Origin of the sequence: Alcaligenes sp. YSL9 (assembly GCF_030515105.1) — a bacterium.
Classification (GTDB): Bacteria; Pseudomonadota; Gammaproteobacteria; order Burkholderiales; family Burkholderiaceae_B; genus Alcaligenes; species Alcaligenes phenolicus.
The window spans coordinates 866,352-891,779 of record NZ_JALXJU010000001.1 but is presented as its reverse complement, the minus strand read 5'-3'; the positions used below and the strand labels follow the sequence as shown (position 1 = coordinate 891,779).

The 25,428-nt window shown below is 56.2% G+C and carries 23 protein-coding genes; 19 read left to right on the top strand and 4 right to left on the bottom strand.

Going from position 1 to position 25,428, the window contains the following annotated elements; all coding sequences use genetic code 11:
- Position 1 precedes the first annotated feature (1 nt).
- Positions 2 to 805 carry a type I methionyl aminopeptidase gene (gene map, locus M2Q46_RS04165; protein WP_009457018.1) on the bottom strand — a complete coding sequence of 268 codons (804 nt, stop codon included), beginning with the start codon at positions 803 to 805 and terminating at the stop codon, positions 2 to 4.
- 609 nt (positions 806 to 1,414) lie between these two features.
- On the opposite strand from map, the gene rpsB reads away from it, so the two are divergent.
- From rpsB to M2Q46_RS04080, 17 genes are all read left to right on the top strand, one after another.
- A complete protein-coding gene (gene rpsB / locus M2Q46_RS04160) occupies positions 1,415 to 2,164 on the top strand; it encodes a 30S ribosomal protein S2 (RefSeq protein ID WP_021446553.1) in 750 nt (249 codons plus the stop codon).
- A gap of 111 nt (positions 2,165 to 2,275) precedes the next feature.
- Positions 2,276 to 3,154, top strand: a complete 879-nt coding sequence (gene tsf, locus M2Q46_RS04155; protein WP_009457016.1) for a translation elongation factor Ts — start codon at positions 2,276 to 2,278, stop codon at positions 3,152 to 3,154.
- Between the two features lie 93 nt (positions 3,155 to 3,247).
- A complete protein-coding gene (gene pyrH, locus M2Q46_RS04150) occupies positions 3,248 to 3,964 on the top strand; it encodes a UMP kinase (RefSeq protein ID WP_003799741.1) in 717 nt (238 codons plus the stop codon).
- A 19-nt stretch (positions 3,965 to 3,983) separates the two neighbouring features.
- Positions 3,984 to 4,544: a ribosome recycling factor gene (gene frr / locus M2Q46_RS04145; protein ID WP_009457015.1), complete on the top strand. Its 561-nt coding sequence runs from the start codon at positions 3,984 to 3,986 to the stop codon at positions 4,542 to 4,544.
- A gap of 25 nt (positions 4,545 to 4,569) precedes the next feature.
- A complete protein-coding gene (gene uppS / locus M2Q46_RS04140) occupies positions 4,570 to 5,334 on the top strand; it encodes a polyprenyl diphosphate synthase (RefSeq protein WP_035271876.1) in 765 nt (254 codons plus the stop codon).
- Positions 5,335 to 5,347: 13 nt separating this feature from the next.
- Positions 5,348 to 6,202: a phosphatidate cytidylyltransferase gene (locus M2Q46_RS04135; protein WP_035271728.1), complete on the top strand. Its 855-nt coding sequence runs from the start codon at positions 5,348 to 5,350 to the stop codon at positions 6,200 to 6,202.
- A gap of 40 nt (positions 6,203 to 6,242) precedes the next feature.
- Complete coding sequence (locus tag M2Q46_RS04130) at positions 6,243 to 7,445, top strand: 1-deoxy-D-xylulose-5-phosphate reductoisomerase (protein WP_302356827.1); 1,203 nt, start codon at positions 6,243 to 6,245, stop codon at positions 7,443 to 7,445.
- Positions 7,446 to 7,456: 11 nt separating this feature from the next.
- Positions 7,457 to 8,779 (top strand): RIP metalloprotease RseP, encoded by a 1,323-nt coding sequence (gene rseP / locus M2Q46_RS04125; RefSeq protein WP_115633732.1) that lies wholly within the window; start codon positions 7,457 to 7,459, stop codon positions 8,777 to 8,779.
- 52 nt (positions 8,780 to 8,831) lie between these two features.
- Positions 8,832 to 11,174 (top strand): outer membrane protein assembly factor BamA, encoded by a 2,343-nt coding sequence (bamA, locus tag M2Q46_RS04120; protein WP_302356826.1) that lies wholly within the window; start codon positions 8,832 to 8,834, stop codon positions 11,172 to 11,174.
- A gap of 61 nt (positions 11,175 to 11,235) precedes the next feature.
- A complete protein-coding gene (locus M2Q46_RS04115; RefSeq protein WP_003799754.1) occupies positions 11,236 to 11,790 on the top strand; it encodes an OmpH family outer membrane protein in 555 nt (184 codons plus the stop codon).
- Positions 11,791 to 11,796: 6 nt separating this feature from the next.
- Complete coding sequence (gene lpxD, locus M2Q46_RS04110; protein WP_247966787.1) at positions 11,797 to 12,930, top strand: UDP-3-O-(3-hydroxymyristoyl)glucosamine N-acyltransferase; 1,134 nt, start codon at positions 11,797 to 11,799, stop codon at positions 12,928 to 12,930.
- Positions 12,931 to 12,942: 12 nt separating this feature from the next.
- Positions 12,943 to 13,398 carry a 3-hydroxyacyl-ACP dehydratase FabZ gene (gene fabZ, locus M2Q46_RS04105; protein WP_003799758.1) on the top strand — a complete coding sequence of 152 codons (456 nt, stop codon included), beginning with the start codon at positions 12,943 to 12,945 and terminating at the stop codon, positions 13,396 to 13,398.
- Positions 13,399 to 13,401: 3 nt separating this feature from the next.
- Complete coding sequence (lpxA, locus tag M2Q46_RS04100; RefSeq protein ID WP_021446558.1) at positions 13,402 to 14,190, top strand: acyl-ACP--UDP-N-acetylglucosamine O-acyltransferase; 789 nt, start codon at positions 13,402 to 13,404, stop codon at positions 14,188 to 14,190.
- 77 nt (positions 14,191 to 14,267) lie between these two features.
- Entirely contained in the window at positions 14,268 to 15,449 is a 1,182-nt protein-coding gene (gene lpxB / locus M2Q46_RS04095; protein ID WP_060185108.1) for a lipid-A-disaccharide synthase, read from the top strand.
- Positions 15,446 to 16,051: a ribonuclease HII gene (gene rnhB / locus M2Q46_RS04090; RefSeq protein ID WP_115633729.1), complete on the top strand. Its 606-nt coding sequence runs from the start codon at positions 15,446 to 15,448 to the stop codon at positions 16,049 to 16,051. Before lpxB ends, rnhB begins: the two co-directional genes overlap by 4 nt.
- 10 nt (positions 16,052 to 16,061) lie before the next feature.
- Positions 16,062 to 16,844 (top strand): RNA methyltransferase, encoded by a 783-nt coding sequence (locus M2Q46_RS04085; RefSeq protein WP_060185106.1) that lies wholly within the window; start codon positions 16,062 to 16,064, stop codon positions 16,842 to 16,844.
- Between the two features lie 258 nt (positions 16,845 to 17,102).
- Positions 17,103 to 18,551 carry an amidase gene (locus M2Q46_RS04080; RefSeq protein WP_115633728.1) on the top strand — a complete coding sequence of 483 codons (1,449 nt, stop codon included), beginning with the start codon at positions 17,103 to 17,105 and terminating at the stop codon, positions 18,549 to 18,551.
- Positions 18,552 to 18,739: 188 nt separating this feature from the next.
- Here the strand turns inward: M2Q46_RS04080 and M2Q46_RS04075 are convergent, their stop codons facing one another.
- Positions 18,740 to 19,573, bottom strand: coding sequence for a pyruvate, water dikinase regulatory protein (locus tag M2Q46_RS04075; RefSeq protein WP_035271714.1), 834 nt, complete (start codon positions 19,571 to 19,573; stop codon positions 18,740 to 18,742).
- A 169-nt stretch (positions 19,574 to 19,742) separates the two neighbouring features.
- Here M2Q46_RS04075 and ppsA point away from each other — a divergent pair, with 169 nt between their 5' ends.
- Positions 19,743 to 22,109: a phosphoenolpyruvate synthase gene (gene ppsA, locus M2Q46_RS04070; protein WP_021446560.1), complete on the top strand. Its 2,367-nt coding sequence runs from the start codon at positions 19,743 to 19,745 to the stop codon at positions 22,107 to 22,109.
- A 490-nt stretch (positions 22,110 to 22,599) separates the two neighbouring features.
- Here the strand turns inward: ppsA and M2Q46_RS04065 are convergent, their stop codons facing one another.
- Complete coding sequence (locus M2Q46_RS04065) at positions 22,600 to 23,241, bottom strand: TetR/AcrR family transcriptional regulator (protein WP_226349376.1); 642 nt, start codon at positions 23,239 to 23,241, stop codon at positions 22,600 to 22,602.
- 341 nt (positions 23,242 to 23,582) lie between these two features.
- On the opposite strand from M2Q46_RS04065, the gene M2Q46_RS04060 reads away from it, so the two are divergent.
- The gene (locus M2Q46_RS04060; RefSeq protein ID WP_009454122.1) at positions 23,583 to 24,893 is read left to right on the top strand and encodes an NAD(P)/FAD-dependent oxidoreductase; all 1,311 of its coding nucleotides are present in this window, start codon (positions 23,583 to 23,585) and stop codon (positions 24,891 to 24,893) included.
- Between the two features lie 32 nt (positions 24,894 to 24,925).
- Here M2Q46_RS04060 and smpB read toward each other — a convergent pair whose 3' ends face one another.
- Positions 24,926 to 25,390, bottom strand: coding sequence for an SsrA-binding protein SmpB (gene smpB / locus M2Q46_RS04055; RefSeq protein ID WP_003799781.1), 465 nt, complete (start codon positions 25,388 to 25,390; stop codon positions 24,926 to 24,928).
- Positions 25,391 to 25,428: the final 38 nt, after the last annotated feature.

Sequence of the window (25,428 nt, the reverse complement as noted above, 5' to 3'; positions counted from 1 at the left end):
TTCAGGCCTTGTTGATGATGGCTGGAGGGGCAGGCATGCCGGGCGAGACGGTCAGCACTTCGTAGCCGGTATCGGTTACCAGCACCGCGTGCTCCCATTGGGCCGACAGGCTGTGGTCGCGGGTCACCACGGTCCATTGGTCAGCCAGCGTGCGCAGTTCGCGACGACCGGCGTTGATCATGGGCTCGATGGTGAAAATCATGCCGGGTTCCAGTTTTACGCCGGTGCCGGGTTTGCCGTAGTGCAGCACTTGCGGATCCTGGTGAAACTTCTGGCCCACACCATGGCCGCAGTATTCGCGCACAACGGAAAAACCTTGTTTTTCAGCGTGTTGCTGAATGGCGTGGCCGACATCACCCAGGGTGGCGCCGGGTTTGACTTGATCAATACCCAGCCACATGCATTCGTAGGTGGTTTCAGTCAGGCGGCGGGCCAGGATGCTGGGCTCGCCCACGTAGTACATACGGCTGGTGTCGCCAAACCAGCCGTCTTGAATAATGGTGACGTCCATATTCAGAATGTCGCCATTTTTCAACACTTTATCGCCGGGGATGCCGTGACAGATAACGTGGTTGACGGAGGTACAAATAGAGCCTGGAAAGGGTGGGTAGCCAGGAGGCGCGTAGCCTACGGTGGCAGATTTGACCCCCAGTTCATTGATGCGCTCCATGCACAGGCGATCCAGTTCGCCGGTCGTGACACCTGCTTTGACAAAGGGAGTCAGGTAATCAAGGATGGATGCCGCGGTCTGGCAAGCAGCGCGCATTTTTTCGAGATCAGTGGGGTCTGTGACGAGAATACTCATAGCAACTTGAACAGGTCTATTGAAAAATAGTAGAATTATAGGCTTTTGTGAATTTTGCAGTTACGTGCCGTCCCGTTTGGGGCGATCACGTGTCGCGGAACACCGCGCCAAATCTGGGCTTTCCTGATTTGACCGGCTTTTCTTGGGCCGCTTGAATTTTCAGGCTGGACGAGCCAAGCCAGGTATCAGGAAATCGTGTCCCAAGATTGGAAGAAGCCTCGGGCCATGGCCAGCCAGCAAAAACAAGCAGAATTCACAACACATACAGGGTCAGCACGATGACAAGCGTTGCGAAAGCAACAGGGCAGCAGCCCGGTTCTTGTTCAGGTGATGCTGACCAAGCAATCCTCTAGGATACACCTGCGAACAGTACCCTGTATGCAGGCGGTAGCCAGAAAAGTTTCAGGCTCGGGCCCGGATGGCAGATATCTTGTCTGCCTGCAGGCGTGAGTCCGTTGCAGTGCAGGCGTTCGCTCATGTTGGGCAACGTTTTTATGTTTTAAGTTGTAAATCGCGTGACTGTCCGTCTCGGGGTGTCTGGAATGCAGCACAGGCTGCGGCCCTTACCGGATACCGGGCAGTTACAAGACCAAACCCTTGGAGAACTTTATGTCTTTAATGCGTGAAATGCTGGAAGCTGGTGTGCACTTTGGCCACCAAACCCGTTACTGGAACCCCAAGATGGCTCCGTTCATCTTCGGCCAGCGTAACAACATCCACATCATCAACCTGGAAAAAACGGTTGTTCAGTACGAAGAAGCAACCAAATTCGTGCGTCAACTGGCTGCCCGTGGTGGCAACGTGCTGTTTGTAGGCACCAAGCGCGCTGCTCGCGAACTGGTGGCTGCTGAGGCCGAACGTTGCGGCATGCCTTACGTCGACAGCCGCTGGTTGGGTGGCATGATGACCAACTTCAAAACGGTCAAGACTTCCATCAAGCGTCTGAAGGAAATGGAAGCTCAGATGGCTGAAGGCCGTCTGGAAACCATGAGCAAGAAAGAAGCCTTGATGTTCGAACGCGAACTGGAAAAGCTGAACAAGGCCATCGGCGGTATCAAGGACATGAACAACCTGCCTGACGCCCTGTTCGTGATCGACGTTGGCTACCACAAGATTGCCGTGGCTGAAGCCCGCACTCTGGGTATCCCCGTGGTGGCCGTGGTTGATACCAACCACTCGCCAGAAGGTCTGGATTACGTGATCCCTGGTAACGATGACTCGGCCAAGGCTATCGCTCTGTACGCCCGTGGCATGGCTGACGCCGTGCTGGCTGGCCGCGAACAGAACCTGAATGGTCTGGTTGAAGAAATCGCCGCTGACGAAGAGTTCGTCGAAGTTCAGGCTGACACCCAGGAGTAACAGGCTCACCGCTGTCTGCCAGACACCATCAGTTGTCATGGCAGACAGCTACAGTGACCCTTCGTATCGCCCCGGCTTGCCGGGGCATGTTCTACAGAATTGGAGAAAACCGTGGCTCAAATCACCGCATCGATGGTTAAAGAATTGCGCGAGAAAACCGACGCGCCCATGATGGAATGCAAAAAAGCACTGACCGAAGCCGACGGCGATATGGCACGTGCTGAAGAAATCTTGCGCGTGAAGCTGGGCAGCAAGGCTAGCAAAGCAGCTACCCGCGTTACCGCTGAAGGCCTGGTTTCTGTTTACATCGCTGACGATGCCAAGACCGGCTCCGTAGTTGAAGTTAACTGCGAAACCGACTTTGTTGCCAAGAACGATGACTTCATCGGCTTTATCAACGACGTCGCCCAACTGGTCGCCAAGAACAACCCGGCAGATCTGGCCGCTTTGGCTGAACTGCCACTGGCCGACAGCAATGTCGAGACCGTGCGCGCTGCTCTGGTTGGCAAAATTGGTGAAAATATCTCGATCCGTCGCTTCCAGCGCTACGAAACAGCCGGCCAACTGGCCAGCTACGTTCACGGTGGCAAGATCGGCGTATTGGTTGATTTCGCCGGTGGCGACGAAGAAGTGGGTAAAGACCTGGCCATGCACATCGCCGCGACTCGTCCTAAAGCAATGGACGCTTCGGGTGTTGACGCTGCCGAGATCGAAGCCGAGCGCTCCGTGGCTGCTCAGAAAGCCGCTGAATCCGGCAAACCTGCTGACATCGTCACCAAAATGGTTGACGGCGCTGTTGCCAAGTTCCTGAAAGAAGTGACTCTGCTGAGCCAGCCTTTCGTCAAGAACGACAAGCAAAGCGTGCAGCAAATGCTGGACGAGAAAAAAGCATCGATCGCTGGCTTTACCCTGTACGTTGTGGGTGAAGGCATTGAGAAGCGTGTTGAAGATTTCGCCGCTGAGGTAGCTGCTGCTGCCGGCCAAGCCTAATCTAGCTTGTTTTTTCAGGGCAGGCACCGTAGTGGCGGTGCCTGCCCTGCTGCTTTACACTCTCTTCTGTCTTCGTCACTTGGAATCCCACCCATGACTACCCCTCATTACAAACGTGTTCTGTTGAAGCTCTCCGGCGAAGCGCTGATGGGCGAGGACTCGTTCGGTATTAATCGCAGCACAATCATTCGCATGACGGAGGAGATCGCCCAGGTTGCCCAGTTGGGGGTACAGCTGGCTATCGTGATTGGCGGGGGCAATATCTTTCGCGGCATCGCTCCAGGTGCCCAGGGCATGGATCGTGCGACAGCCGACTACATGGGCATGATGGCTACCGTCATGAATGCGCTGGCCTTGCAAGATGCCTTGAAGCACCGCGGCCTGGATGCCCGTGTGCAATCTGCCCTGAATATTGAGCAGGTCGTAGAGCCTTACATTCGTCCCAAGGCACTGCGTTACCTGGAAGAAAACAAAGTTGTTATTTTTGCAGCCGGTACGGGCAACCCGTTCTTTACTACCGATACGGCAGCAGCCTTGCGCGGCGCCGAAGTGGGTGCGGAAATCGTACTGAAAGCGACCAAAGTCGACGGCATCTACAGTGCCGATCCCAATAAAGATCCAGGTGCGACGCGTTACTCGCGTATCAGCTTTGATGAGGCTATCGTACGCCGTCTGGAAGTGATGGACGCGACCGCCTTTGCCTTGTGTCGCGATCAGAAACTGCCGATCAAAGTGTTCTCCATCAACAAGCCCGGCGCCTTGACGCGCGCGGTCTCTGGTGAAGATGAAGGCACCCTGGTTCACGTTTAAAGTTATAGGAATTTAGTCCATGAGTCTTTCCGAGATTAAAGCATCGACCGACAGCCGGATGGGTAAGTCCCTCGAGTCTCTCAAGACAGGCCTGGCCAAAATTCGCACTGGCCGTGCTACTGCAGGCTTGCTCGATCACATTCAGGTTGAGTACTACGGCTCCATGGTGCCGGTCAGCCAGGTGGGCAACATCACGGTGGTGGATGCTCGCACGCTGAACGTGCAAGTGTGGGAAAAGCATATGGCTGGCCCGATTGAAAAAGCCATTCGTGATAACGAGCTGGGTCTGAACCCCATCTCGATGGGCGAGAGCATTCGTGTGCCCATGCCTGCGCTGACCGAAGAGCGCCGTCGCGATCTGGCCAAAGTGGTGCGTGGCGAAGGCGAAGATGCCAAGGTCGCCATTCGCAACCTGCGTCGTGACGCCAATGACACGCTCAAAAAGCAAGTCAAGGACAAGGAAATCTCCGAGGACGACGAGCGTCGCGCCCAGGACGAAATCCAGAAGCTGACCGACAAGTATGTGGCTGAAGTCGACAAGCTGATCGCCCAGAAAGAAGCCGAGATCATGACGGTCTAACGGCTTTTGCACAGGTGGCTAGGTGATTTCTTTCAGTTCTACCCAAACTATTCCGGAACACGGTCAGGTTCCTGGCCACCTGGCGATTGTCATGGACGGCAATGGACGATGGGCAACCCGTCGTCTTTTGCCACGCACGGCAGGGCACTTGCGTGGTGTGCAAACCGTCCGGCGTATTGTCGAGGCCTGTGGCGAGCTCGGCGTGCGTTATTTGACCCTGTTTGCGTTCAGCTCCGAGAACTGGCGACGCCCTCCTGAAGAGGTGTCTCTGTTGATGGGGCTGTTCGTCAAGATGCTGCAAAAAGAAGTGGCAACACTGAAAAAAAACGGCGTCCGACTTCATATTATTGGTGAGCTATCCGCATTTAGCGAAGAATTGCGCGGGCTGATTGCCGACGCAGAAGAACAAACGCGTGATAACGACACCTTGCATTTGACGATTGCCGCCAATTACGGTGGTCGTTGGGATATTTTGCAGGCAACCCGAAAGGCCTTGGCTGCCAATCCCCATTTGGTCGATCATCCCGAACAACTGGATGAGGCCATGTTCAGTCCCTATTTGGCGATGTCTTACGCCCCCGAACCGGATCTGTTCATCCGCACGGGCGGAGAGCGCCGCATTTCCAATTTTCTGATCTGGCAGATGGCCTATACCGAACTGTACTTTACAGACGCGTACTGGCCGGATTTTGACCGGGCGCAGCTGGAGCAGGCCTTCGAGTGGTATCGTGGGCGCGAGCGGCGCTTTGGGCGCACCAGTGCCCAGGTGCAGGGTAGCCCCGCGCCTTGACGGAGCCTTATCTATGTTGAAACAACGAGTCATCACCGCCCTGATCCTGCTGGTCATTCTGGGCGCGGCCATGCTTGCCCCCGTGCGCTGGCCATTGCTGGCTATTTTTGTTCTGATGAGTACGCTGGCTTGCTGGGAATGGGAGCGCCTGAGCCTGTCCCAGGAGCAGCAGCGTTGGGCCTGGCCCCTGGCCTTGCTCAACGGTGCCTTGATGCTGTGGCTAAGCGTGCACTGGTATCACACCGGCCCGCAAGGGCAGGCGGCTGATTTGGTCTACCGTGGTCTGGTGCCCCTGATGGCGGCCTTGTGGGTCGTAGGCGCTACCGGGCTGGTACTGCAAGGTCAGGCCACACAGCGTGCACAAGGCGTCTTGCTCAGCGTGATGGGTGTGCTCGCCCCTTTGGTCGCCTGGGCCAGCCTGTATCTGTTTCTGCATACACAGGGCATTGTTTACGTGCTCTCCTTGCTGGTCCTGATCTGGGTGGCAGACATCGCAGCTTACTTCGCTGGACGTGCCTTCGGTAAAGCCAAGCTGGCCCCGCGTGTCAGTCCGGGCAAGACCTGGGCTGGAGCGCTCGGTGGTATGGTTGCCGCTGCTGCATGGATGTTGATCAGCGCAAATTGGGCCGGCAGTTTCGGCGCCGACGTGCTGCAGCGCTGGGGCTGGGTGGCCACGGCTGCTTTGGGTGTTGCTCTGGCGGCCCTCTCTATCGTGGGTGATTTGTTTGAGTCCCTGCTCAAGCGCCGTGCCGCTGTTAAAGATTCCAGTCAATTATTGCCCGGCCATGGTGGGGTGTACGACCGTATCGACGCCTTGCTGCCGGTTGCTCCCGTGGCCTTGTTGCTAAGTGGGGCGTGGCTCTTTTAGTCCTGCGTGGATTCAAAGTGTTTGCGTCAAGGAAGAACTCATGAGTTTCCAGCATGTTTGTGTGTTAGGAGCCACTGGCTCTATTGGTATCAGCACACTGGATGTGATTGCTCGTCATCCCGATCGGATGGCGGTTTATGCCGTGAGCGGCCACACTCGTATGGAGCTGTTGGCCGAGCAAGCTCGTGACAGCGCAGCCCGTGTTGTCCTCGTGCCGGATGAAGCCGCGCGTAGCCGCTTTCTGGCCGCGTGGCAGGGCGGTGCCTTGCCGGAGATTCGGGTAGGTGCTCAGGCGCTGGCCGACACGGCTGCCGATCCGCAAGTCACTACCGTCATGGCCGCGATTATCGGCGCCGCAGGTTTGCCCTCGGCCCTGGCCGCTGCACGTGCCGGCAAGCGTGTGCTGCTGGCTAATAAAGAAGCGCTGGTTGCTGCGGGTCGTATCTTCATGCAAGCCGTGCAAGAGGGCGGGGCGCAGTTGATGCCCATTGACTCTGAGCACAGCGCCATCTACCAATGCCTGGCGGGTGAGCTGCCGCCGGAACCTGGTCAGCCAGTTGCGGCTCTGCGCCGTCTTTTGGTAACCGCTTCCGGCGGACCTTTCCGCTCGCGCCACCTGTCCGAGCTGGAGGGAGTCACCCCCGAGCAGGCCTGCGCGCATCCTAACTGGAGCATGGGCCGCAAAATTTCGGTGGACTCGGCCACCATGCTGAATAAAGGTCTGGAAGTCATCGAGGCGCATTGGCTGTTTTCAGTGCCTGTTGACCAGATTGATGTGGTGGTGCATCCGCAAAGCGTGATTCACTCCATGGTCGAGTACATAGACGGTTCCGTCATGGCGCAATTGGGTCAGCCTGACATGCGTACGGCGATTGCCTACGGTCTGGGCTTTCCGGAGCGTTTGTATAGCGGCGTAGGCTTGCTGGATCTGGCCACAATGGGACGTCTGGATTTTGAGCAGCCTGATTTTCTGCGTTTCCCCTGTCTGCGACTGGCCTATGATGCCTTGCGCAGCAGTCAGGCCGCCTGCGTGACCTTGAACGCCGCCAATGAAATCGCCGTAGACCGCTTCCTGGAACGGCAGATTGGCTATACTCAGATTCCGGCTGTGATCGAGCATTGCCTGGACAAGCTCAATGGCCGTGCCAGCCAGGCCTTGGATGCTCTGGACGGGGTCTTGGAGCTTGATAGCGAAACCCGTTCGCTGGCGCTGGATTACTGCCGAAGCTCTGCGCGTATTTAACAGGACTTAACATGCTCTTTACCGTGCTGGCTTTCTTGGTAGCGTTGGGCGTGCTGGTGACCTTTCACGAGCTGGGCCACTACTGGGTGGCCCGTCGTTGCGGGGTGCGGGTAGAGCGGTTTTCGATTGGTTTTGGCAAGGTGCTGTACCGCCGTTTTGACAAGAATGGTACCGAATGGGCCGTCTCGGCCTTGCCCTTGGGCGGCTATGTCGCCATGCAGAATGATCCGCCTGCTCATGCCACGCAGGCCCAGATCGACGAATCTTTCAACCACAAACCCCTGCGACAACGCGCCGCGATTGTGCTGGCCGGCCCGATGGCCAACCTGATTCTGGCCGTGGTGATCTATGCCTTTGTGGGTTTGTTGGGTACTCAAGAACCTATTGCGCAAATTGGCCCCGTTCCAGAAGGGACACCCGCCGCACAAGCTGGTTTCGAGGCTGGAGATCGCCTGATCTCTGTCGATGGCAAGCCGGTGGACTCCTGGTTGCAGGCGCGTTGGGCCTTTATGGACGCCTTGTCCTCGGGCGGTGAGCTGGAAGTGGGCGTCAAGGACACGCTTGGACAGGAACAAAATCGTTACTTGAGATTACCGGCGGGCGAGATTTTGCCAGACGGGCAGGACTTGATGGCCCAGGCAGGATTGGTACTGCGTCCGGCGCGATCCATCGTCCAAGAGGTGTTTAAAGATACGGCAGCCGAACAGGCAGGCCTGCGGGAGGATGACCTTATTGTCCGGCTGGATGATTTGATCGAGCCCGATATCACGGCTTTCGTTCAAAAGGTGCAACAATCCGCAGGCAAGACACTGGAGCTTGACGTGCTGCGGGACGGCGAAATTCAACGCCTGCTCCTCACTCCTGAAGGTGATGCCAATGCGCAGGGGCGTATCGGTGCAAAAGTGGCTATGGATATGCCCATGACACTGGTGCGTTATGGGCCGATCGAGAGCGTGGAACGCGGATTTACCCGTACCGGGCAGACCTTCTGGTTCTCTTTGAAGATGATCGGGCGCATGATTACGGGGGAAGTCTCTGTACGTAATGTCAGCGGGCCGGTTACTATTGCGGATTATGCGGGCCAGACAGCACGTATTGGCTTGATCGCCTACCTGAATTTCCTGGCCCTGATCAGTATTAGCATCGGTTTACTGAATTTGTTACCCGTACCTATGTTGGACGGGGGGCATCTACTGTACTATGCCATCGAAGCTGTGCGCGGCAAGCCCGCTTCGGAGCGTATGATGCTTATCGGTCAGCGCCTGGGCCTGGCCTTGTTGGCCCTGCTGATGAGTATTGCTTTTTTTAATGACATCACCCGCCTTTTCAGTTGAGGGCGGGTGGCATACAATTTCCAACCATTTGACCGACCAAGGATTGTCCAGGATGTCGTTTAGCCGGAAACCTACTTTTGCGTTGCGTGTTCTGCCCGTATTGGTGGCAAGTCTGCTTGCTCCCGCCTTGGCGAATGCATTTGCACCGTTTGTCGTGCGCGATATTCAAGTCAACGGCATCCAGCGGGTCGACCCCGGCGCCGTGTTCTCGTCCCTGCCTGTCAAGGTCGGTGAGTCCTTCTCGGAAGAGCAGGCCGCAGACGCGATTCAGCGTTTGTACGCCACGGGCTTTTTCAGCGACGTGCAAATTGACACCAGCACCAACGTGCTGATCGTCAACGTCAAAGAGCGTCCAACCATCGCGTCGGTGTCCTTTAATGGCATGCGCGAGTTCGATGCGAAGAATATTACCAACTCCCTGGCTCAGGTAGGCTTTGGAGAAGGCCGGGTTTTTGACCGTTCCATGCTGGAACGGGCCGAATTCGAGCTGAAACAACAATACTTGTCCAAGGGCAAGTACGGTGTGGAAATCACACCTATCATCACGCCTTTGCCACGTAACCGCGTCGGTGTCAGCTTTGACATTTTTGAAGGCGGTCTGGCCAAGATCAAGGAAATCCGCATCGTCGGTACGGAAGCCGTCTCGCAAGGTGACTTGCTCGATCAGATGGAGTTGACGACTTCGGGCATGATGACCTGGTACACCGGTACCGATAAATACTCCCGCGAGAAGCTGGAAGGCGATATGGAGCGCATCCGCTCCTACTACCTGAACCGCGGCTTTCTGGAGTACTCCGCCGAGGCACCTCAGGTTTCGATTTCCCCGGACCGCAAAGATATTTTCATCACCTTGACCATCCACGAAGGCCAGCCTTACAAGCTGAGCAGTGTCAAGCTGGCGGGTGATCTGCTGGGTCTGGAGGACAAGATCCAGCCTCTGGTCCAGCAGAAAGAAGGCGAGGTCTTCTCCTCGGACAAAACCAGCGCCACTGTGAAATCGATTACCGAGTACTTGGGCGGCCTGGGTTATGCGTTTGCCAATGCCAATCCGAATCCGGTTCTGGATCGCGAAAATCACACAGCTGACTTGACCTTCTACGTCGATCCCGGTCGTCGCGTGTATGTGCGTCGTATCGAGGTAGGCGGAAACGTCCGTACTCGTGATGAAGTGGTACGCCGTGAAATGCGTCAGCAAGAAGCGGCCTGGTATGACTCGGACGCCATCAAGTTCTCGCGTGACCGTATTGACCGTCTGGGCTACTTCAATGAAGTGGACGTGAACACCAAGCCTGTGCCCGGTTCGCCTGACCAGGTCGACGTAAACGTGGACGTGAAAGAAAAGCCCACCGGCTTGGTTAACCTGGGTATTGGTTATGGCTCCACTGACAAGTTGATGTTGTCTGCAGGTATCAGCCAGGACAACATCTTCGGTAGCGGAAATAGTCTGTCCTTGCAGGTCAATACCAGTAAAGTGAATCGTGCGGCGGTGATCAGCCACACCAATCCTTTCTGGACTGGCGACGGTATCAGCAAAACCACCTCGATTTACTACCGTCGTACCACGCCTTACCAGTCCAATGATGGTTGGGGTGATTACCAGAACACCGCCATCGGTGCCGGCTTGAACTTCGGTGTGCCAATCTCCGAGTACGACCGTGTGTTCATGGGCCTGAACTTCGAGCACAACAAGCTCTCTCGCCTCAGCCCCCAGTACACGCCGCGTGCCTACCAGGATTACGTGAATGAGTACGGTGAAAACACAAACACCTTTATTTTCAACCTGGGTTGGTCTAAGGATACCCGTGACAGCGCAATTGCTCCCAACAAGGGCAGCTTGACCAGCCTGTCGGCGGATATGGGTACGATGGACCTGCGCTACTACATGCTGCGCGCCAGCCACCAGCATTACATTCCCTTGGGCCGTGCTTACACGCTGGCTTTGAATGGTGCCATTGACTATGGTCGCAGCATTGGTGGCAAGACCTTTCCGGTCATCAAGAACGTATACGCCGGTGGTATCGGTTCGGTACGTGGCTATGAAGGCGCATCCTTGGGTGGTCGCGATACCTTGACGGGTGACTACCTGGGTGGTTCGCGTCGAATGATCGCCAACGCTCAGTTGTACCTGCCTTTCCCGGGCGCGTCACGTGACCGCACGTTACGTTGGTTCGTCTTTGCCGATGCCGGTAAGGTCGACAACACTAGCGGTGGTTGTGCAATGGGTCGCCCTGATCGTCAGTCGGAAGACCCATGCGGTTGGAAGTACGCTGCTGGTCTGGGCTTGTCGTGGGAATCCCCACTCGGTCCTCTGCAGTTGTCCTACGGTCGCGCCTTGCGCGCCAAGGAAGGTGACGACAAACAAGCCTTCCAGTTCCAGATTGGTACCGCTTTCTGATGTTCGTGTTTAGTGGCACAATTGCACTATTCTGCAGCCTAATTAGCAAGGTAGATTTTTCATGAAGTCAAACATCGCATTAAAACTTACAAACATCGCCCGCAGCTTGTCGCGTGGCAATAAAGCGCTCGTTCTGGCTGCCGCGCTGGGTGTCGGCGCCATGACCGCTGCACCTGTTGTTCAGGCACAGACCAAAATCGGTTTTGTCAGCACAGAGCGTATCTTGCGTGATTCCAAGCCCGCCAAAGCTGCCCAGACCAAAATCGAAGCAGAATTCAAGCGTCGCGACGAAGAGCTGGAGCGCATGGCCAACAACCTGCGTTCGCAAGCTCAGAAGTTCGACAAGGACGCTCCTGTGCTGTCCGAGTCCGACCGTGTGAAGCGTCAGCGTCAGCTGGCTGATCTGGATTCCGATTTGCAGCGCAAGCGTCGCGAATTCCAGGAAGACTTCAACCGTCGCCGCAACGAAGAGTTCTCGGCCATTGTTGAGCAGGCTGATGCCGCCATCAAGCGTATTGCTGACTCCCAAGGCTACGACCTGATCATTCAGGACGCCGTTACGGTTAGCCCACGTGTGGACATCACCGAGGAAGTTCTGAAAGCACTGGGCGGTTGATGCACTATGCCGGTATTGCTGAACGTTGATCAGGCTGTACAGCTGTCTGAACTCATAGACGCCATCAACAAGACCGGACTGGATTGCAAGCTGCCAGAAGGCATTAAAGAGCCTATGCCCCGGATTCGGGGCCTAGGCTCTTTGCTTTCTGCGGGCCCGGAGGAAATCAGCTTTCTGTCCAATCCCAAGATGCAGGATCTGCTGGAGCAGACCTCTGCTGCGGTGGTGATTCTGACGCCACAAGTCTATGAAGGTCTGGGCTTTGCACCGTCTTTTATCCCGGTTTTGTGCTCGCAACCTTATCTGATGTACGCGCTGCTGGCACAACGTTTTGATCAGGTACGCATGGCGGATTTGCCCCAGGGCATTCATCCCAGTGCGGTGATTGATGCCAGCGCTGAGTTGGGCGAAGGTGTGTCGGTCGGGCCATTCTGTGTGATCGAGGCCGGTGTCAAGATCGGACGGGGCACCCGTTTGGGCGCGCATTGCGTAATTGGCGCAGGCTCCACCTTGGGTCAGGACTGCTTGCTGCACGCACGCGTCACTCTTTACCATCAGGTGCATATTGGCGCACGCGCCATTCTGCATTCGGGTGTGGTGCTGGGTGCGGACGGTTTTGGTTTCGCACCGGATCCCGTGAAAGGGAAGGGGGCGTGGGCCAAGATCGCGCAGATCGGTCATGTACGTATTGGTGACGATGTTGAAATCGGTGCCAATACGACGGTGGACCGTGGCGCACTGGACGACACGGTGCTGGCCAACGGCGTCAAGCTGGATAACCAGATCATGATCGGTCATAACGTGCAGGTCGGTGAACATACCGCCATGGCGGCGTGTGTGGGGGTGGCCGGCTCTACCCAGATCGGGGCACGTTGTACGATAGCCGGGGCAGCGATGCTCTCGGGACACCTGGTTCTGGGGGATGACGTGCACGTCTCTGGCGGTACGGCTGTTACCTCCAACATCAGCCAGCCCGGACGTTATACCGGGGTTTATCCCTTTGCAGGACACCAGGACTGGCAGAAAAATGCTGCCGTGTTGGGACAATTGAGCGGTTTGCGCCGTCGCCTGCGTTCTTTGGAACGTCAGCAGGCGGATGGAGCGAATGAATCATCTGAACATATCAATAAACAAAAATAAGCAGGACAGGACATGGAACTCGACATTCGACAAATTATGGATCGCCTCCCTCATCGTTACCCGATGCTGCTGGTCGATCGCGTCTTGGAACTGGTGCCCGGCAAGAGCATCGTCGCCATTAAAAACGTGTCGATGAATGAACCCTTTTTTACAGGTCACTTTCCGCATATGCCGGTGATGCCTGGGGTCTTGATCATTGAAGCCATGGCTCAGGCAGCCGCACTGTTCTCTTTTACCGATCCCGAGGATCCGTACGCCAAAGTGGACAACAAACTGGCCTATTACCTGGTCGGTGTGGATGGCGCGCGTTTCCGCAAGCCCGTGATGCCGGGCGATCAGTTGCGTCTGGAAGTGACGGCTGACCGCATCAGCCGCGCTTTGTGCAAGTACACAGGCCGCGCCCTGGTCGATGGCCAAGTGGTTGCCGAAGCCAAAATTATGTGTGCTATCCGTCAATTGGAAGAATAGTTTATGCGTATTCATGAAACGGCCATCATCGAAGCAGGCGCTCAGCTTGCAGATGATGTCGAGGTCGGGCCTTACAGCATTATCGGGCCCAATGTCACGATAGGGGCGGGCACCAAAGTGGGCCCTCACTGCGTGATAGATGGCGTGACCACGATTGGTCGCAACAACCATTTCTACCGTTTCTGCTCCATCGGGGGCATGCCGCAGGACAAGAAGTACGCTGGAGAACCGACTCGCCTGGAAATCGGCGATGGCAATATGGTTCGTGAATACGTCACCATCAACACCGGCACGGTGCAGGATGTGGGCGTGACCCGTGTTGGCAATGACAACTGGATCATGGCTTACACCCACATTGCTCACGATTGCCAGATTGGCAATCACACCATTATTGCCAATAGCGTCCAGTTGGGCGGCCACGTACATATTGGCGATTGGGCCATTCTGGGCGGTTTGACTGCCGTGCACCAGTTCGGTCGTATCGGTGCGCACAGCATGATTGGTGGTACCAGTTCGGTGCGTCAGGATATTCCTCCTTATGTCATCGGTGCAGGCGATCCTTTCCGTCCTGTCGGTGTCAACAGTGAAGGCTTGGGCCGTCGTAACTTTTCGGCTGAAGCGATTTCGGCGGTGAAGGAAAGCTACAAGCTGCTGTATCGTCGCAAGCTGACGGTGGAGCAGGCGGTAGAGCAAATGCAAGCCTTGCAGGAAACGCAGCCTGACTGCCGTGCCGCGGTTCAGGTCATGATCGACTTCTTGAATGACTCCAGCCGGGGTATTTGCCGACCATGAGCAGCGCCTCCAGCCCATTAGCGGCACGTTCAGACGGGTCGGGGCAAACAGGGGCCAAGCGGGATCTGCGTATAGGAATGGTGGCCGGGGAGCCGTCTGGCGATTTACTGGCGGCTCGCATCATTCAAGGGCTGCGCCAGGGCAATCCTGGCGTGCAGGTAGAAGGCATAGGTGGCCCCGAGATGGCCGCCCAGCAATTCCACCAATACTATCCCATGGACGCCTTGACGGTATTTGGTTACGTCGAGGCGCTCAAACGTATTCCGGGTCTGGTCTCCACCTATTTGGGCATGCGCAATCAATGGTTGCGGCAACGTCCCGATGTGTTTGTGGGCATTGACGCCCCGGACTTCAATCTGCGCCTGGAGCATCGTTTGCGTCAGGCTGGTGTGCCTACGGTGCACTTTGTGGGGCCCTCGATCTGGGCCTGGCGCTACGAGCGTATCCACAAAATCCGCGAAGCGGTTTCCCATATGCTGGTGCTGTTTCCTTTCGAGACGGAGATCTATGAAAAGGAAGGCATTCCGGTGACCTATGTGGGCCATCCTTTGGCAGCGAATATCCCATTGCAGCCGGACAAGGCCGACGCTCGTCGTCGCCTGGGTTTGCCCGAGACGGGTCGTATTCTGGGCGTGTTGCCTGGCAGCCGCTCCTCCGAGGTCAAGATGCTGTCGCCGCGCTTCTTGCAGGCCGTACAGATTTTGCAGGACCAGGACCCGGATCTGATGATTCTGGTGCCCATGGTCAATCCCAAGCGCCGTCAGGAATTTGAAGAGGCTCTGGTTCAGCATCCTATCCGTAACTTGCACATTATTGATGCCAACACAGCGGGTATTCGTCAGCCGGATTCGGAAGGAGTGGTCCGTCCACCCGCCTGGACGGTGATGGAGGCCAGCGACGCGGTGCTGGTGGCCAGCGGTACCGCCAGCCTGGAAACGGCCTTGTACAAGCGCCCTATGGTTATTTCGTATGTGCTTAGCCCCATGATGGAGCGCATCATACGTTGGAAGTCCGGCCAGGACAGGCCGTATGTGCCTTGGGTGGGCTTGCCTAATGTGCTGGCTCGCGATTTTGTCGTGCCCGAGCTGCTGCAAGAAGATGCCGAACCTCAGAAGCTGGCGCAGGAGTGCTGGAAAGCCTTGAGCGATCAGGAGTATGTGGCTCATATCGAGCAGGTCTTTACCGAGATGCATTTAACCTTGCGTCGGGATACCCCCGCCTTGGCGGCCGAGGTCATTTTGAATATGGCGCGTGCATGAAGCAGCTGGATTTATTAATCAGTGATGTCTCGGCAGGTTTGGTGGCGGGGCTGGATGAAGCAGGGCGTGGTCCCTTGGCCGGTCCCGTTTTTGCCGCTGCCGTTATTCTGGACCCGAACAATCCCATTGAAGGCCTGAACGACTCCAAGAAGCTGACCGCCAAGCGACGTGAAGCCCTGGCTGTGTTGATCAAGGAAAGAGCCTTAGCCTGGGAAATTGCCAGCGCTAGTGTGGCAGAAATTGATGACATCAATATCTTGCACGCGGCCATGTTGGCGATGCAACGAGCCTGTAATGGCCTGAGCGTCAAACCCGAACAAGCCTTGGTGGATGGCAATCGCATTCCAGGCGGCCTGTGTTGCCCCGCAGAAGCCATCATCAAGGGTGACGCCAGCCATGCCGCCATTGCGGCCGCATCGATTTTGGCCAAAACAGCGCGGGATGCGGTCTGCCTGGAATTGCACCGAGACTATCCCGAATACGGTTTCGACCAGCATAAAGGCTACGGGACGGCCTTGCATTTGGATCGTTTGTCCCAGCACGGGCCTTGTCCCGAACATCGTCGAAGTTTCGCGCCGGTACGCGCATCTTTAGTTAGGTAAGTTGAAGACAATGAGGCTGATTGAATCCAAAGATAATGCGCTGTTCAAACGAGTACAGCGCTTGGCTCACGATAAACGCGAGCTGGACGGGGGTGATCAGCTGATTTGGTTGGAAGGCATTCATCTGTGCCAAATGTGGCTGGAACGCCGTGGTTTGCCGGAACTGGCTGTTTTCGAGATGGACCGTCACTCCGACGAGTTGCTGGAACTGGCGCGTTTCTTGCCAGGCCATAGCAGCGTGACGTTCAATGCCACCTTGATGAATGCGGTGTCCCAAGTAGGTCAGGGGCAGGGCATAGGCTTTATTGTCCGCGTGCCTCGTGGACAGACTTGGACGGCTCCCACGAAACGCGCCATCTTGCTGGATCAGGTGCAAGATCCGGGCAATGTAGGCACGGTACTGCGCACTGCCGTAGCGGTGGGCCTGGAAGCGGTGTATCTGACACCGGGCTGTGCCAGCGTCTGGTCGCAGAAAGTGCTGCGTAGTGCGCAGGGCGCTCATTTCTCCATTCAAATCCATGAGCAGGTCGATGGAGTAGCATTGCTTGAACAAGCGGCCTTGCCGGTGCTGGTGACCTCTCTGGGCCCGAATACCCAGGATCTGTACGAGTCCAGCCTGCCAGACCAAGGGATTTGGGTTTTTGGTAATGAGGGCCAAGGTGTCAGCCCGGCCTTGCTGGCCAAGGCGAATCAACGCTTGTTCATTCCCCAGGCGCCCGGTGTTGAGTCCTTGAACGTGGCCATTGCCACCGCACTGTGCCTGTACGAGCAACGTCGTCAGCATAGCCGCTAGTTCCAGCGGCTTTATTGCACAGCATCACGCAGAGTTAGCCTGTATGCGCTAATTTTGTCTTGATCTAGCACTTGTCTCCACTTGTAAAATCAAGTAAATCATCTAGTAAGGCGCCTGCTTATCGGTACGCTAGTACGGAGTGCCTGGCGCAGTAGGCGCTTGTCTGCTAGCGGCTCGTGCAGAGTCGTCTTTCCCTCCCTTTATCGCTGCATCGTTGTATCCGGCTGGATTCCTAATCTTTTTCAGATGAGGTCAACAATGAAACTTAGCGAATACGCGACCTATGATGCCCTGGCTCTGGCTGAGCTGGTCGCCAAGAAACAAATCAGTGTTCAAGAATTAAGCCAAGTTGGCAAAAAAGCTGTCGACACCCTGAACAGTAAAATTAATGCGGTTGTAGAGAGCTGGGACGGGGAAGTTGATCCCCATGCCGACCGGGACTCCGTACTCTACGGCGTCCCGTTTTTGATTAAAGATTTGGCGATCACCATGAAGGGCAAGCGCTACGAGCTGGGCAGCAAGCTGGCGCAAGATATGGTGATGGATGCAGACAGCACCTTGATGAGCCTCTACAAGGAGGCGGGACTGGTTACGCTGGGGCGAACGACCACCTCGGAGTTCGCTATCAGTACCACGACGGAGGCGCGCTGCGTAGGCCCTACGCTGAATCCCTGGAACCCGGCTTTTAATGCTGGCGGCTCTACAGGCGGTTCGGCCGCTGCAGTGGCGGCAGGGATGGTGCCGGTGGCGCATGCAACCGACGGCGGCGGTTCTATTCGTGTTCCTGCAGCAGTGAACGGCCTGTTTGGTTTGAAGCCCACTCGGGGGCGCGTCTCCAGCGGTCCTCAGCAAGATGAAGTGTGGAGTGGTCTGCTGGCCCACCTGGGTGTCAGCCGCAGTGTGCGAGACAGTGCGGCCTTGCTGGATGCGATTAGTCGTCCCGGTATCGGCGAGCCCTATTACACCGCGGCGCCCCCGCAGAGCTTTTTATCGGCCGTCAAGAAGAATCCGGGTTCCTTGCGTATCGGCTTGATGATGGACCCGCCCAGCGGCGATAAAACCCAATCTGCCATAGCGGCCAAGGCGATTGATATGGCCTCGGTGTTGGAGTCCTTGGGCCATCAGGTGGAGCCCCTGGTGTTTGACTCCGGCGTCAGTTGGGAGGCTTTTGTGCACGCCAATGCTCAGTTCTGGAACGTGAATACGGCTGCATGGATAGACAGCATTGCCGCGGCGACAGGACGCCCGGTGAACGAGGAGTATCTGGAACAGGCCACGCTGGCGGCCTACGTCTACGGCAAGAAGATTAGCGGGATTGATATTCTGGGGGCGATTGCCGTGCGCAATACAGTCTCACGGAATTTAGGGGTGTATTTCCAGAAGTACGATGTGCTGATGACACCCACCGTGCCTACGCTGCCCATGAAGGTGGGCGAGTACAACAAGGTACAGGATCAGGTGGATGGCCTGGGCTGGATTGCCCACGTCTTCCGGCAAGCGCCTTTTGCTGCTTTGGCCAATATCAGCGGTTCGCCCTCCATGTCCGTGCCTGCTGGGCAGGATGTGGCCACCTCTTTACCCATAGGGATGATGTTTACAGCCGGCTATGGCCAGGAATGCCTATTGTTCGGGCTGGCTGGGCAATTGGAGCAAGCCTTGCCTTGGGCCGATCAGCACCCGCAGGTTTGGGTGGGCAAGCTGGACTAAGAGGGGGCAACAATAGTGGATGCAAGCCGGTATAGGCAAACCGACACCCGTAGAGGCGCAAGCGGATGCGTAGCAGACCTGATACCGTACCCGCAGCAAACAAGAAGGCCTGCGCCAGGTATCACACCGGGTTCAGGCCTTGATGTTGAGGCTGTCCGAATACGCCCGAAGGGGTAGGGGTTCAATCCTTAGTAGGAGCGGCGGTCCAAACCGACATCATCCAGAATCTTGGTGGAGATTTCCTCGATGGATTTGGTGGTGGTGGACAGCCAAGGAATCCCTTCCATACGCATCAGACGCTCGGCTTCGGCCACTTCCATGCGGCACTGTTCGATGGTGGCGTATTTGCTACCCGGACGGCGTTCATTACGCACTTCGGACAGACGGTCTGGATGAATGGACAGGCCAAAAATCTTTTTCCGGTAAGGAGCCAGCGTGGCGGGCAGGGTACCGCGCTGGAAGTCTTCGGGAATGATGGGGTAGTTGGCGGCCTTGACGGCATACTGCATTGCCAAGTACAAGCTGGTAGGCGTTTTTCCGCAGCGGGACACACCCACCAGAATCACGTCGGCTTGTTCCAGACCATTCACGTACTGACCATCGTCGTGCGCCAGACTGAAGTTGATGGCCTCGATGCGGCTGTTGTAGCGCTTGGACATGCCACCGGAGTGCGAACGGCCCACGGAACGGCTGGATTTCACCCCCAGGGCGCGTTCAATGTGTCGTACAAAGGCACCAAACAAGTCCAGGAAGGTGCAATTGGCTGCGCCAATGATGTGCGCCATCTTGGGGTCAACCAGGGTGCTGAAGACCAGAGGCTGCTGGCCCTGTTCCTGCGCGCATTGGTTGATGCGATCAGCGACAGACTGGGCTTTCTCGATGGTATCGATGAAGGGGATCCGGATGGCCTGAAATTCGAATTGAGCGAATTGCGACAGGACGGAGTTGCTGAAAGTTTCGGCGGTAATGCCCGTGCTGTCGGAAACGACAAAGACGGTACGCTCAATAGGAGAAGAAGACATGGAATAAGTCGTGCACAATGCTCGGGAAACGGTACAATTTGCAAGATTACCATTTACCGCTCGAATCGGGGGATGGAAAGGCAGGTTTGCTTAGGACAGATCACACAGACAGCGCTGCTGGGATCACTGCCTTAAGCAAACACGCTTTTTTTTCTATTCAAGGTGACTTATGTCTTACGTAATTGGTTTCGACAAGCTCCGCATGACGGACGTCGACACAGTGGGCGGTAAAAACGCTTCGCTGGGTGAAATGATCAGCCAGCTGGCTGATGCCGGTGTGCGCGTGCCAGGTGGTTTTGCCACAACAGCCGAAGCATTCCGCGTTTTCCTGAAAAACAAGGATCTGGACAAGCGCATTCAGCAGCGTCTGGACGCGCTGGACGCCGACGACGTGCGTGAACTGGCTGCTGCCGGTGCCGAAATCCGTCAGTGGATCATCGACACTCCGTTCCCAGCCGAGTTTGAACAAGCCGTACGTGACGCGTTTGCTGAGCTGGACGCCGATGGCAAAGGTTCCTTTGCCGTGCGTTCTTCCGCAACCGCGGAAGACTTGCCTGACGCTTCCTTTGCCGGTCAGCAAGAAACCTACCTGAACGTGGTGGGCATTGACGAGGTGCTGAGCAAGATTCACCACGTATTTGCTTCCCTGTACAACGACCGCGCTATTTCCTACCGCGTGCACAAGGGCTACGCCCACGCTGAAGTGGCTCTGTCCGCTGGTATCCAGCGTATGGTGCGCTCCGACAAGGGCAGCGCCGGCGTGATGTTCACCCTGGACACCGAATCGGGCTTCAAGGACGTGGTTTTTCTGACCTCCTCCTACGGCCTGGGCGAAACCGTGGTGCAAGGTTCGGTCAATCCGGACGAGTTCTACGTTTACAAGCCAACGCTGGCTTCCGGTCACTACCCCATCATCAGCCGCCGTATCGGCTCCAAGCTGATCAAGATGGAATTTGACGAAGGTCGTACCACCGATCACGCTGTACGTACCGTGGACGTGCCTGTGTCCGAGCGCAATCGTTACTCCCTGAGCGACGAAGAAGTGATCGAACTGGCTCGCTACGCCACCATTATTGAAAAACACTACCAGCGTCCCATGGACATTGAGTGGGGTCGTGATGGTATCGACGGCAAGATCTACATTCTGCAAGCCCGTCCTGAGACGGTTAAGTCCCAGCAAGGCAGCAACGATGTGCAAGAGCGTTACCGCCTGAAAGCCACCGGCGACGTGCTGGTCACAGGCCGTGCCATTGGCCAGAAGATCGGTTCGGGCAAAGTCCGTATTGTGGCGGATGCCTCCGAGATGGATCTGGTCAAGCCCGGCGACGTGCTGGTGACCGACATGACGGACCCTAACTGGGAACCCATCATGAAGCTGGCTTCGGCTATTGTCACCAACCGTGGCGGCCGTACTTGCCACGCGGCGATTATTGCTCGCGAACTGGGCATCCCTGCCGTGGTCGGTTGCAACAACGCCACAGACGTGCTGAAAGAAGGCCAGGAAGTGACGGTATCGTGTGCTGAGGGCGACGAAGGCCGTATTTACGACGGTCTGCTGGAAACCGAGATCGAAGAAGTCAGCTGGGGCCAAATGCCCGAGATCGGCCTGAAAGTCATGATGAACGTGGGTAACCCACAACTGGCTTTCGACTTCTCGCAAATCCCGAACGATGGTGTGGGTCTGGCTCGTCTGGAATTCATCATCAACAACAACATCGCGATTCACCCCAAAGCCGTTCTGGACTACCCCAATGTGGATAGCGACCTGAAAAAGGCGGTGGAATCGGCTGCTCGTGGCTACGCCAGCCCACGTGCTTTCTTCGTGGAAAAATTGGCTGAAGGTATTGCGACTCTGGCCGCTTCCTTCTACCCCAAGCCCGTCATTGTGCGTCTGTCGGACTTCAAGTCCAACGAATACCGCAAACTGGTGGGTGGTTCGCGTTACGAGCCCGAGGAAGAGAACCCAATGCTGGGCTTCCGCGGTGTGGCTCGCTACCTGTCCGAAGACTTCGCAGAATGCTTCAAGATGGAATGCGAAGCCCTGAAGAAAGTGCGCGACGAAATGGGTCTGACCAACGTCGAAATCATGGTGCCATTCGTGCGTACCCTGGGTCAGGCAGAGCGTGTGGTTGAGCTGCTGGCTTCCCACGGTCTGGCTCGTGGCGAAAACGGCCTGCGCCTGATCATGATGTGCGAAGTGCCTTCCAACGCTATTTTGGCCGAGAAGTTCCTGCAGTACTTTGACGGCTTCTCCATCGGTTCCAACGACATGACTCAGCTGACCCTGGGTCTGGATCGTGACTCCGGTATGGAACTGTTGGCTGCTGACTTCGACGAGCGCGACGAAGCCGTGAAGTTCATGTTGAGCCGTGCCATCAAGGCATGTCTGGCACAAAACAAATACGTCGGTATTTGTGGCCAAGGCCCTAGCGACCACCCCGATCTGGCCAAGTGGCTGAGCGAAGAAGGCATTATTTCGCTGTCGCTGAACCCTGACACGGTTGTGGACACCTGGCAGCGTCTGGCCAAGGCCTAAGACCAAGACCTAAGCCACTGTCAGGGAAACGTCTCTGGCAGTACGCTGGTCAAGCCAGTCAAAACTCAACACCCCGACATGGAGCTTCCATGTCGGGGTGTTGTCGTTTTCGGGCGCATCTTTTGCCTGCGCTTCTGTTCTTGTTCTTGCCCGTGCTCAGGCGATTTCGTTTTGTGGTTCTTTTAGCCTGATAGTGCGTCTATGTTGCCGTATTGGCAGGCTGGAGTCGGTGTGCGAGCTTGTACAGGTATCGCCGAGTGCTTGTGGTGTAGGGCAGGGAGACGTACAGGTTTGATCCTGACGACCGGCGCCGATCAGGGGCAGGGCGCTGGTGAAAGGTAGTGATGGGGAAAAGGGAATCGTCGTCACCGCCCTGGATCGGGCGGCATGGATTCAGATTGTCTTGAAGGGTTCGCTGTCAGCTGTAGAGCATAAAAGCCGGGAACCGTAGGGAGATGGCAATCAGCGCTTGCCGCCGATTGATACAGCCTTAGTTTGCTGTGTCGTTTTGATAAACGTGCAAGAACATATCCAGAATATGTTCGGTTTCGCTTTGAATGTGTTCTTCGCTCCAGGGTTCCATGGCACCCATCAGCAGGAGAATAATTTCGCCTTCGCTCAGGCAGCGGAAGTGTTCCACCATCAATGCCGGGTCCAGCTTGCGCAAGGTCCCGCGTTCGATGTGGCGGGCAAAAAAGCACTTTACGCCGTCCCAGATCTGGTCATCCAGCATCTCCATGAAACGCTTGCCGATATCGCTGTGGCCACCTACAGAGACGACGATACGCAACAATTGGGCGGTTTGCTTGGAGTAAAGATTGCGCAGCATGGGCAGCAAGAAGCGCTTCAGTTCTTCGCGAATATCGCCTTCGCAGTCCAGCTTGGTCAAGACCTGTTCGGTAAATTCCTGGGCGCCTGTCAGCAGGACAGCCAGCAAGAGGTCTTCTTTGGAGGGGAAGTAGTTGTAGAGTGTGCCCTTGGAGCCGCCTGCCAATGCAGCGATTTGGGACATGGATGTGGCCTCAAAACCATTCTCGCGAAAAACCTCGGAAGCCACTTCCAGGATTTTGTCGCGGCGTTCGCGCCCTTTTCGAGTCGCGCGTTGGGATTTTCGGGGAACATCGTCGTGCATAATGGCAGGCAAAAAATAAGTGAATAGGACAAAGTCAGCATCATACCGTATCAATAGCTGCTGTGCTGCTGCTCTATTTCGATCGTTAAGGGGAAGCAAGACCAAACCCCTTGATTTTACGACATGCACTGCTGCTGGACCTATTTGTTTGCGCCGGTCTTTGATCTAAGGCCTATTAAAGCGCAAAAGAGCCACATATTCGGGTGGTAGCACAGGCCGGCGCTTCTGGGCGCGCCTGGCGGCGTCTACAGATCGCTATAGTCCTTATCTGTTTTGATTTAAAGTATAAGGTGGCGGTTCTGATACTCTCTTTGCTCAAGACAAGTCCCAAGGAGTTCTGGATGTCTACTACGCAGTCGTATCAAGTGGTGATCGTGGGGGGCGGGGCAGGTGGCCTGGAGCTGGCTGCCAAGTTAGGACGTCAGTTCGGGCGTCAGCATATCTTTCTGGTCGACAAAGACAGTGACCATATCTGGAAACCGTCCTTGCACGAGGTTGCCGCCGGCACCTTGGATATTCACCGCGAAGGGCTGTCGTATTTCATGCTGGCACGAGACTGTGGTTTCACTTTTATTCAAGGTGAAATGACCGGTATAGATCGCGAGCAGCGCAGCATTACGCTGGCTCCTGTCCTGGGGCCCGATCATGAAGAAGTCTTTCCGGAACGCAGCCTGTCCTATGGCACCCTGGTGATGGCCGTGGGCAGCAAATCCAATTTTTTCAATACGCCTGGTACCCATGAACACGCACTGGCCTTGGACTCGACCCATCAGGCAGAGCGTTTCCGTTTGAAATTGCTCAATGAACTGATCAGTGTGACACGCCGCGCGCAGCGTGAACCGGGGGCACCGCTGTACATCAATATTGTCGGGGGCGGGGCAACGGGGGTGGAACTGGCTGCCGAGTTGCTGGAAGCCCGTGCCGATTTAAGCATTTACAGCATTCCGGGCAGCAGTTCGGACCGCGAAGTGCGCATTACCTTGCTGGAAGGCGCCGATCGCATTCTGTCTGCTCTGCCGCCCAAGCTGTCCGCTACCGCTCAAAGTCTGCTGGAGCAGCGTGGCGTAGCGGTACGGACCTCGGTGCGGGTCAGCCGTCTGGCGGCGGATCATATCGAGGACGCGAACGGCGGCCAATATCCCAACGATTTGTGCGTTTGGGCGGCGGGGATTGAAGCCCCTGCCTTTTTGGGGCAGTTGGGTTTGCCCGTCAACCGCATCAATCAGCTGGTGCTGGATTCCTGTCTGTCCACGCCCGACCCTTATATCTGGGCCTTGGGCGACTGCGCACAAGTGCCCTGGGACAAGGAAGGTCAGTTCCTGCCTGCACGTGCCCAGGTCGCGCACCAGCAAGCCAGTTACTTGCGCAAACGTCTGGCCGCTCGCATCCAGGGCAAGCCTGTGGATGAAGCACCCTTTGTCTATAAGGATTACGGCTCGCTGGTTTCCGTGGGCCACAGCCGTGGGGTAGGGAGCCTGATGGGGGTCTTGTCCGGCAAGAGCTGGTTTGTGGAAGGTTTGCTGGCTCGCATCATGTACATGAGTCTGCACCTGATGCACCACATGGCGATTTTAGGGGTTGCGCGAACGGCAACCTTGGCTTTGGGCCGCTTGCTCAGCAAACGGGCCGCCCCTCGTGTTAAATTACATTGAGATTTGGAACAAAACGGGCTTTTTAGCCCGTTTTATTCATTCGTCTTACGGCGGGTGTCGTGTTTCATCAAGCGTTCTTGTTCGCGCTTCCAGTCTTTGTCGCGGGAAACATCACGTTTATCGTGCAGTTTTTTACCGCGTCCCAGACCGAAGTCCAGCTTGATACGACCTTTCTTGTAGTGGAGGTTCAGGGGAACCAGGGCGTAACCACGTTGTTCAACCTTGCCGATCAGCTTACTGATTTCTTCGGCTTTGAGCAGCAGTTTACGTGTACGAGTGGCATCGGGCCGGATATGAGTGGACGCTGTCGGCAAAGCGCTGACGTGCATCCCTAAAATAAACAGCTCGCCCTCGCGTACGATGACATAGCTTTCTTTGAGCTGAACATGCCCAGCTCGGATCGCCTTGACCTCCCAACCCTCCAAGACCAGACCGGCCTCAAAGCGCTCTTCGATAAAATATTCGTGGGTAGCCTTGCGATTATCAACAATACTCATGAATTAATTGCCAACCATAGATTGTAAAATCAGAACAT

Bases quoted from the DNA above. Each gene is read 5' to 3' on its own strand.
- map (WP_009457018.1), bottom strand. From the start codon at position 805: ATGAGTATTCTCGTCACAGACCCCACTGATCTCGAAAAAATGCGCGCT.
- rpsB (WP_021446553.1), top strand. From the start codon at position 1,415: ATGTCTTTAATGCGTGAAATGCTGGAAGCTGGTGTGCACTTTGGCCAC.
- pyrH (WP_003799741.1), top strand. From the start codon at position 3,248: ATGACTACCCCTCATTACAAACGTGTTCTGTTGAAGCTCTCCGGCGAA.
- frr (WP_009457015.1), top strand. From the start codon at position 3,984: ATGAGTCTTTCCGAGATTAAAGCATCGACCGACAGCCGGATGGGTAAG.
- M2Q46_RS04135 (WP_035271728.1), top strand. From the start codon at position 5,348: ATGTTGAAACAACGAGTCATCACCGCCCTGATCCTGCTGGTCATTCTG.
- M2Q46_RS04130 (WP_302356827.1), top strand. From the start codon at position 6,243: ATGAGTTTCCAGCATGTTTGTGTGTTAGGAGCCACTGGCTCTATTGGT.
- rseP (WP_115633732.1), top strand. From the start codon at position 7,457: ATGCTCTTTACCGTGCTGGCTTTCTTGGTAGCGTTGGGCGTGCTGGTG.
- bamA (WP_302356826.1), top strand. From the start codon at position 8,832: ATGTCGTTTAGCCGGAAACCTACTTTTGCGTTGCGTGTTCTGCCCGTA.
- M2Q46_RS04115 (WP_003799754.1), top strand. From the start codon at position 11,236: ATGAAGTCAAACATCGCATTAAAACTTACAAACATCGCCCGCAGCTTG.
- lpxD (WP_247966787.1), top strand. From the start codon at position 11,797: ATGCCGGTATTGCTGAACGTTGATCAGGCTGTACAGCTGTCTGAACTC.
- fabZ (WP_003799758.1), top strand. From the start codon at position 12,943: ATGGAACTCGACATTCGACAAATTATGGATCGCCTCCCTCATCGTTAC.
- lpxA (WP_021446558.1), top strand. From the start codon at position 13,402: ATGCGTATTCATGAAACGGCCATCATCGAAGCAGGCGCTCAGCTTGCA.
- lpxB (WP_060185108.1), top strand. From the start codon at position 14,268: ATGGTGGCCGGGGAGCCGTCTGGCGATTTACTGGCGGCTCGCATCATT.
- rnhB (WP_115633729.1), top strand. From the start codon at position 15,446: ATGAAGCAGCTGGATTTATTAATCAGTGATGTCTCGGCAGGTTTGGTG.
- M2Q46_RS04085 (WP_060185106.1), top strand. From the start codon at position 16,062: ATGAGGCTGATTGAATCCAAAGATAATGCGCTGTTCAAACGAGTACAG.
- M2Q46_RS04080 (WP_115633728.1), top strand. From the start codon at position 17,103: ATGAAACTTAGCGAATACGCGACCTATGATGCCCTGGCTCTGGCTGAG.
- M2Q46_RS04075 (WP_035271714.1), bottom strand. From the start codon at position 19,573: ATGTCTTCTTCTCCTATTGAGCGTACCGTCTTTGTCGTTTCCGACAGC.
- ppsA (WP_021446560.1), top strand. From the start codon at position 19,743: ATGTCTTACGTAATTGGTTTCGACAAGCTCCGCATGACGGACGTCGAC.
- M2Q46_RS04065 (WP_226349376.1), bottom strand. From the start codon at position 23,241: ATGCACGACGATGTTCCCCGAAAATCCCAACGCGCGACTCGAAAAGGG.
- M2Q46_RS04060 (WP_009454122.1), top strand. From the start codon at position 23,583: ATGTCTACTACGCAGTCGTATCAAGTGGTGATCGTGGGGGGCGGGGCA.
- smpB (WP_003799781.1), bottom strand. From the start codon at position 25,390: ATGAGTATTGTTGATAATCGCAAGGCTACCCACGAATATTTTATCGAA.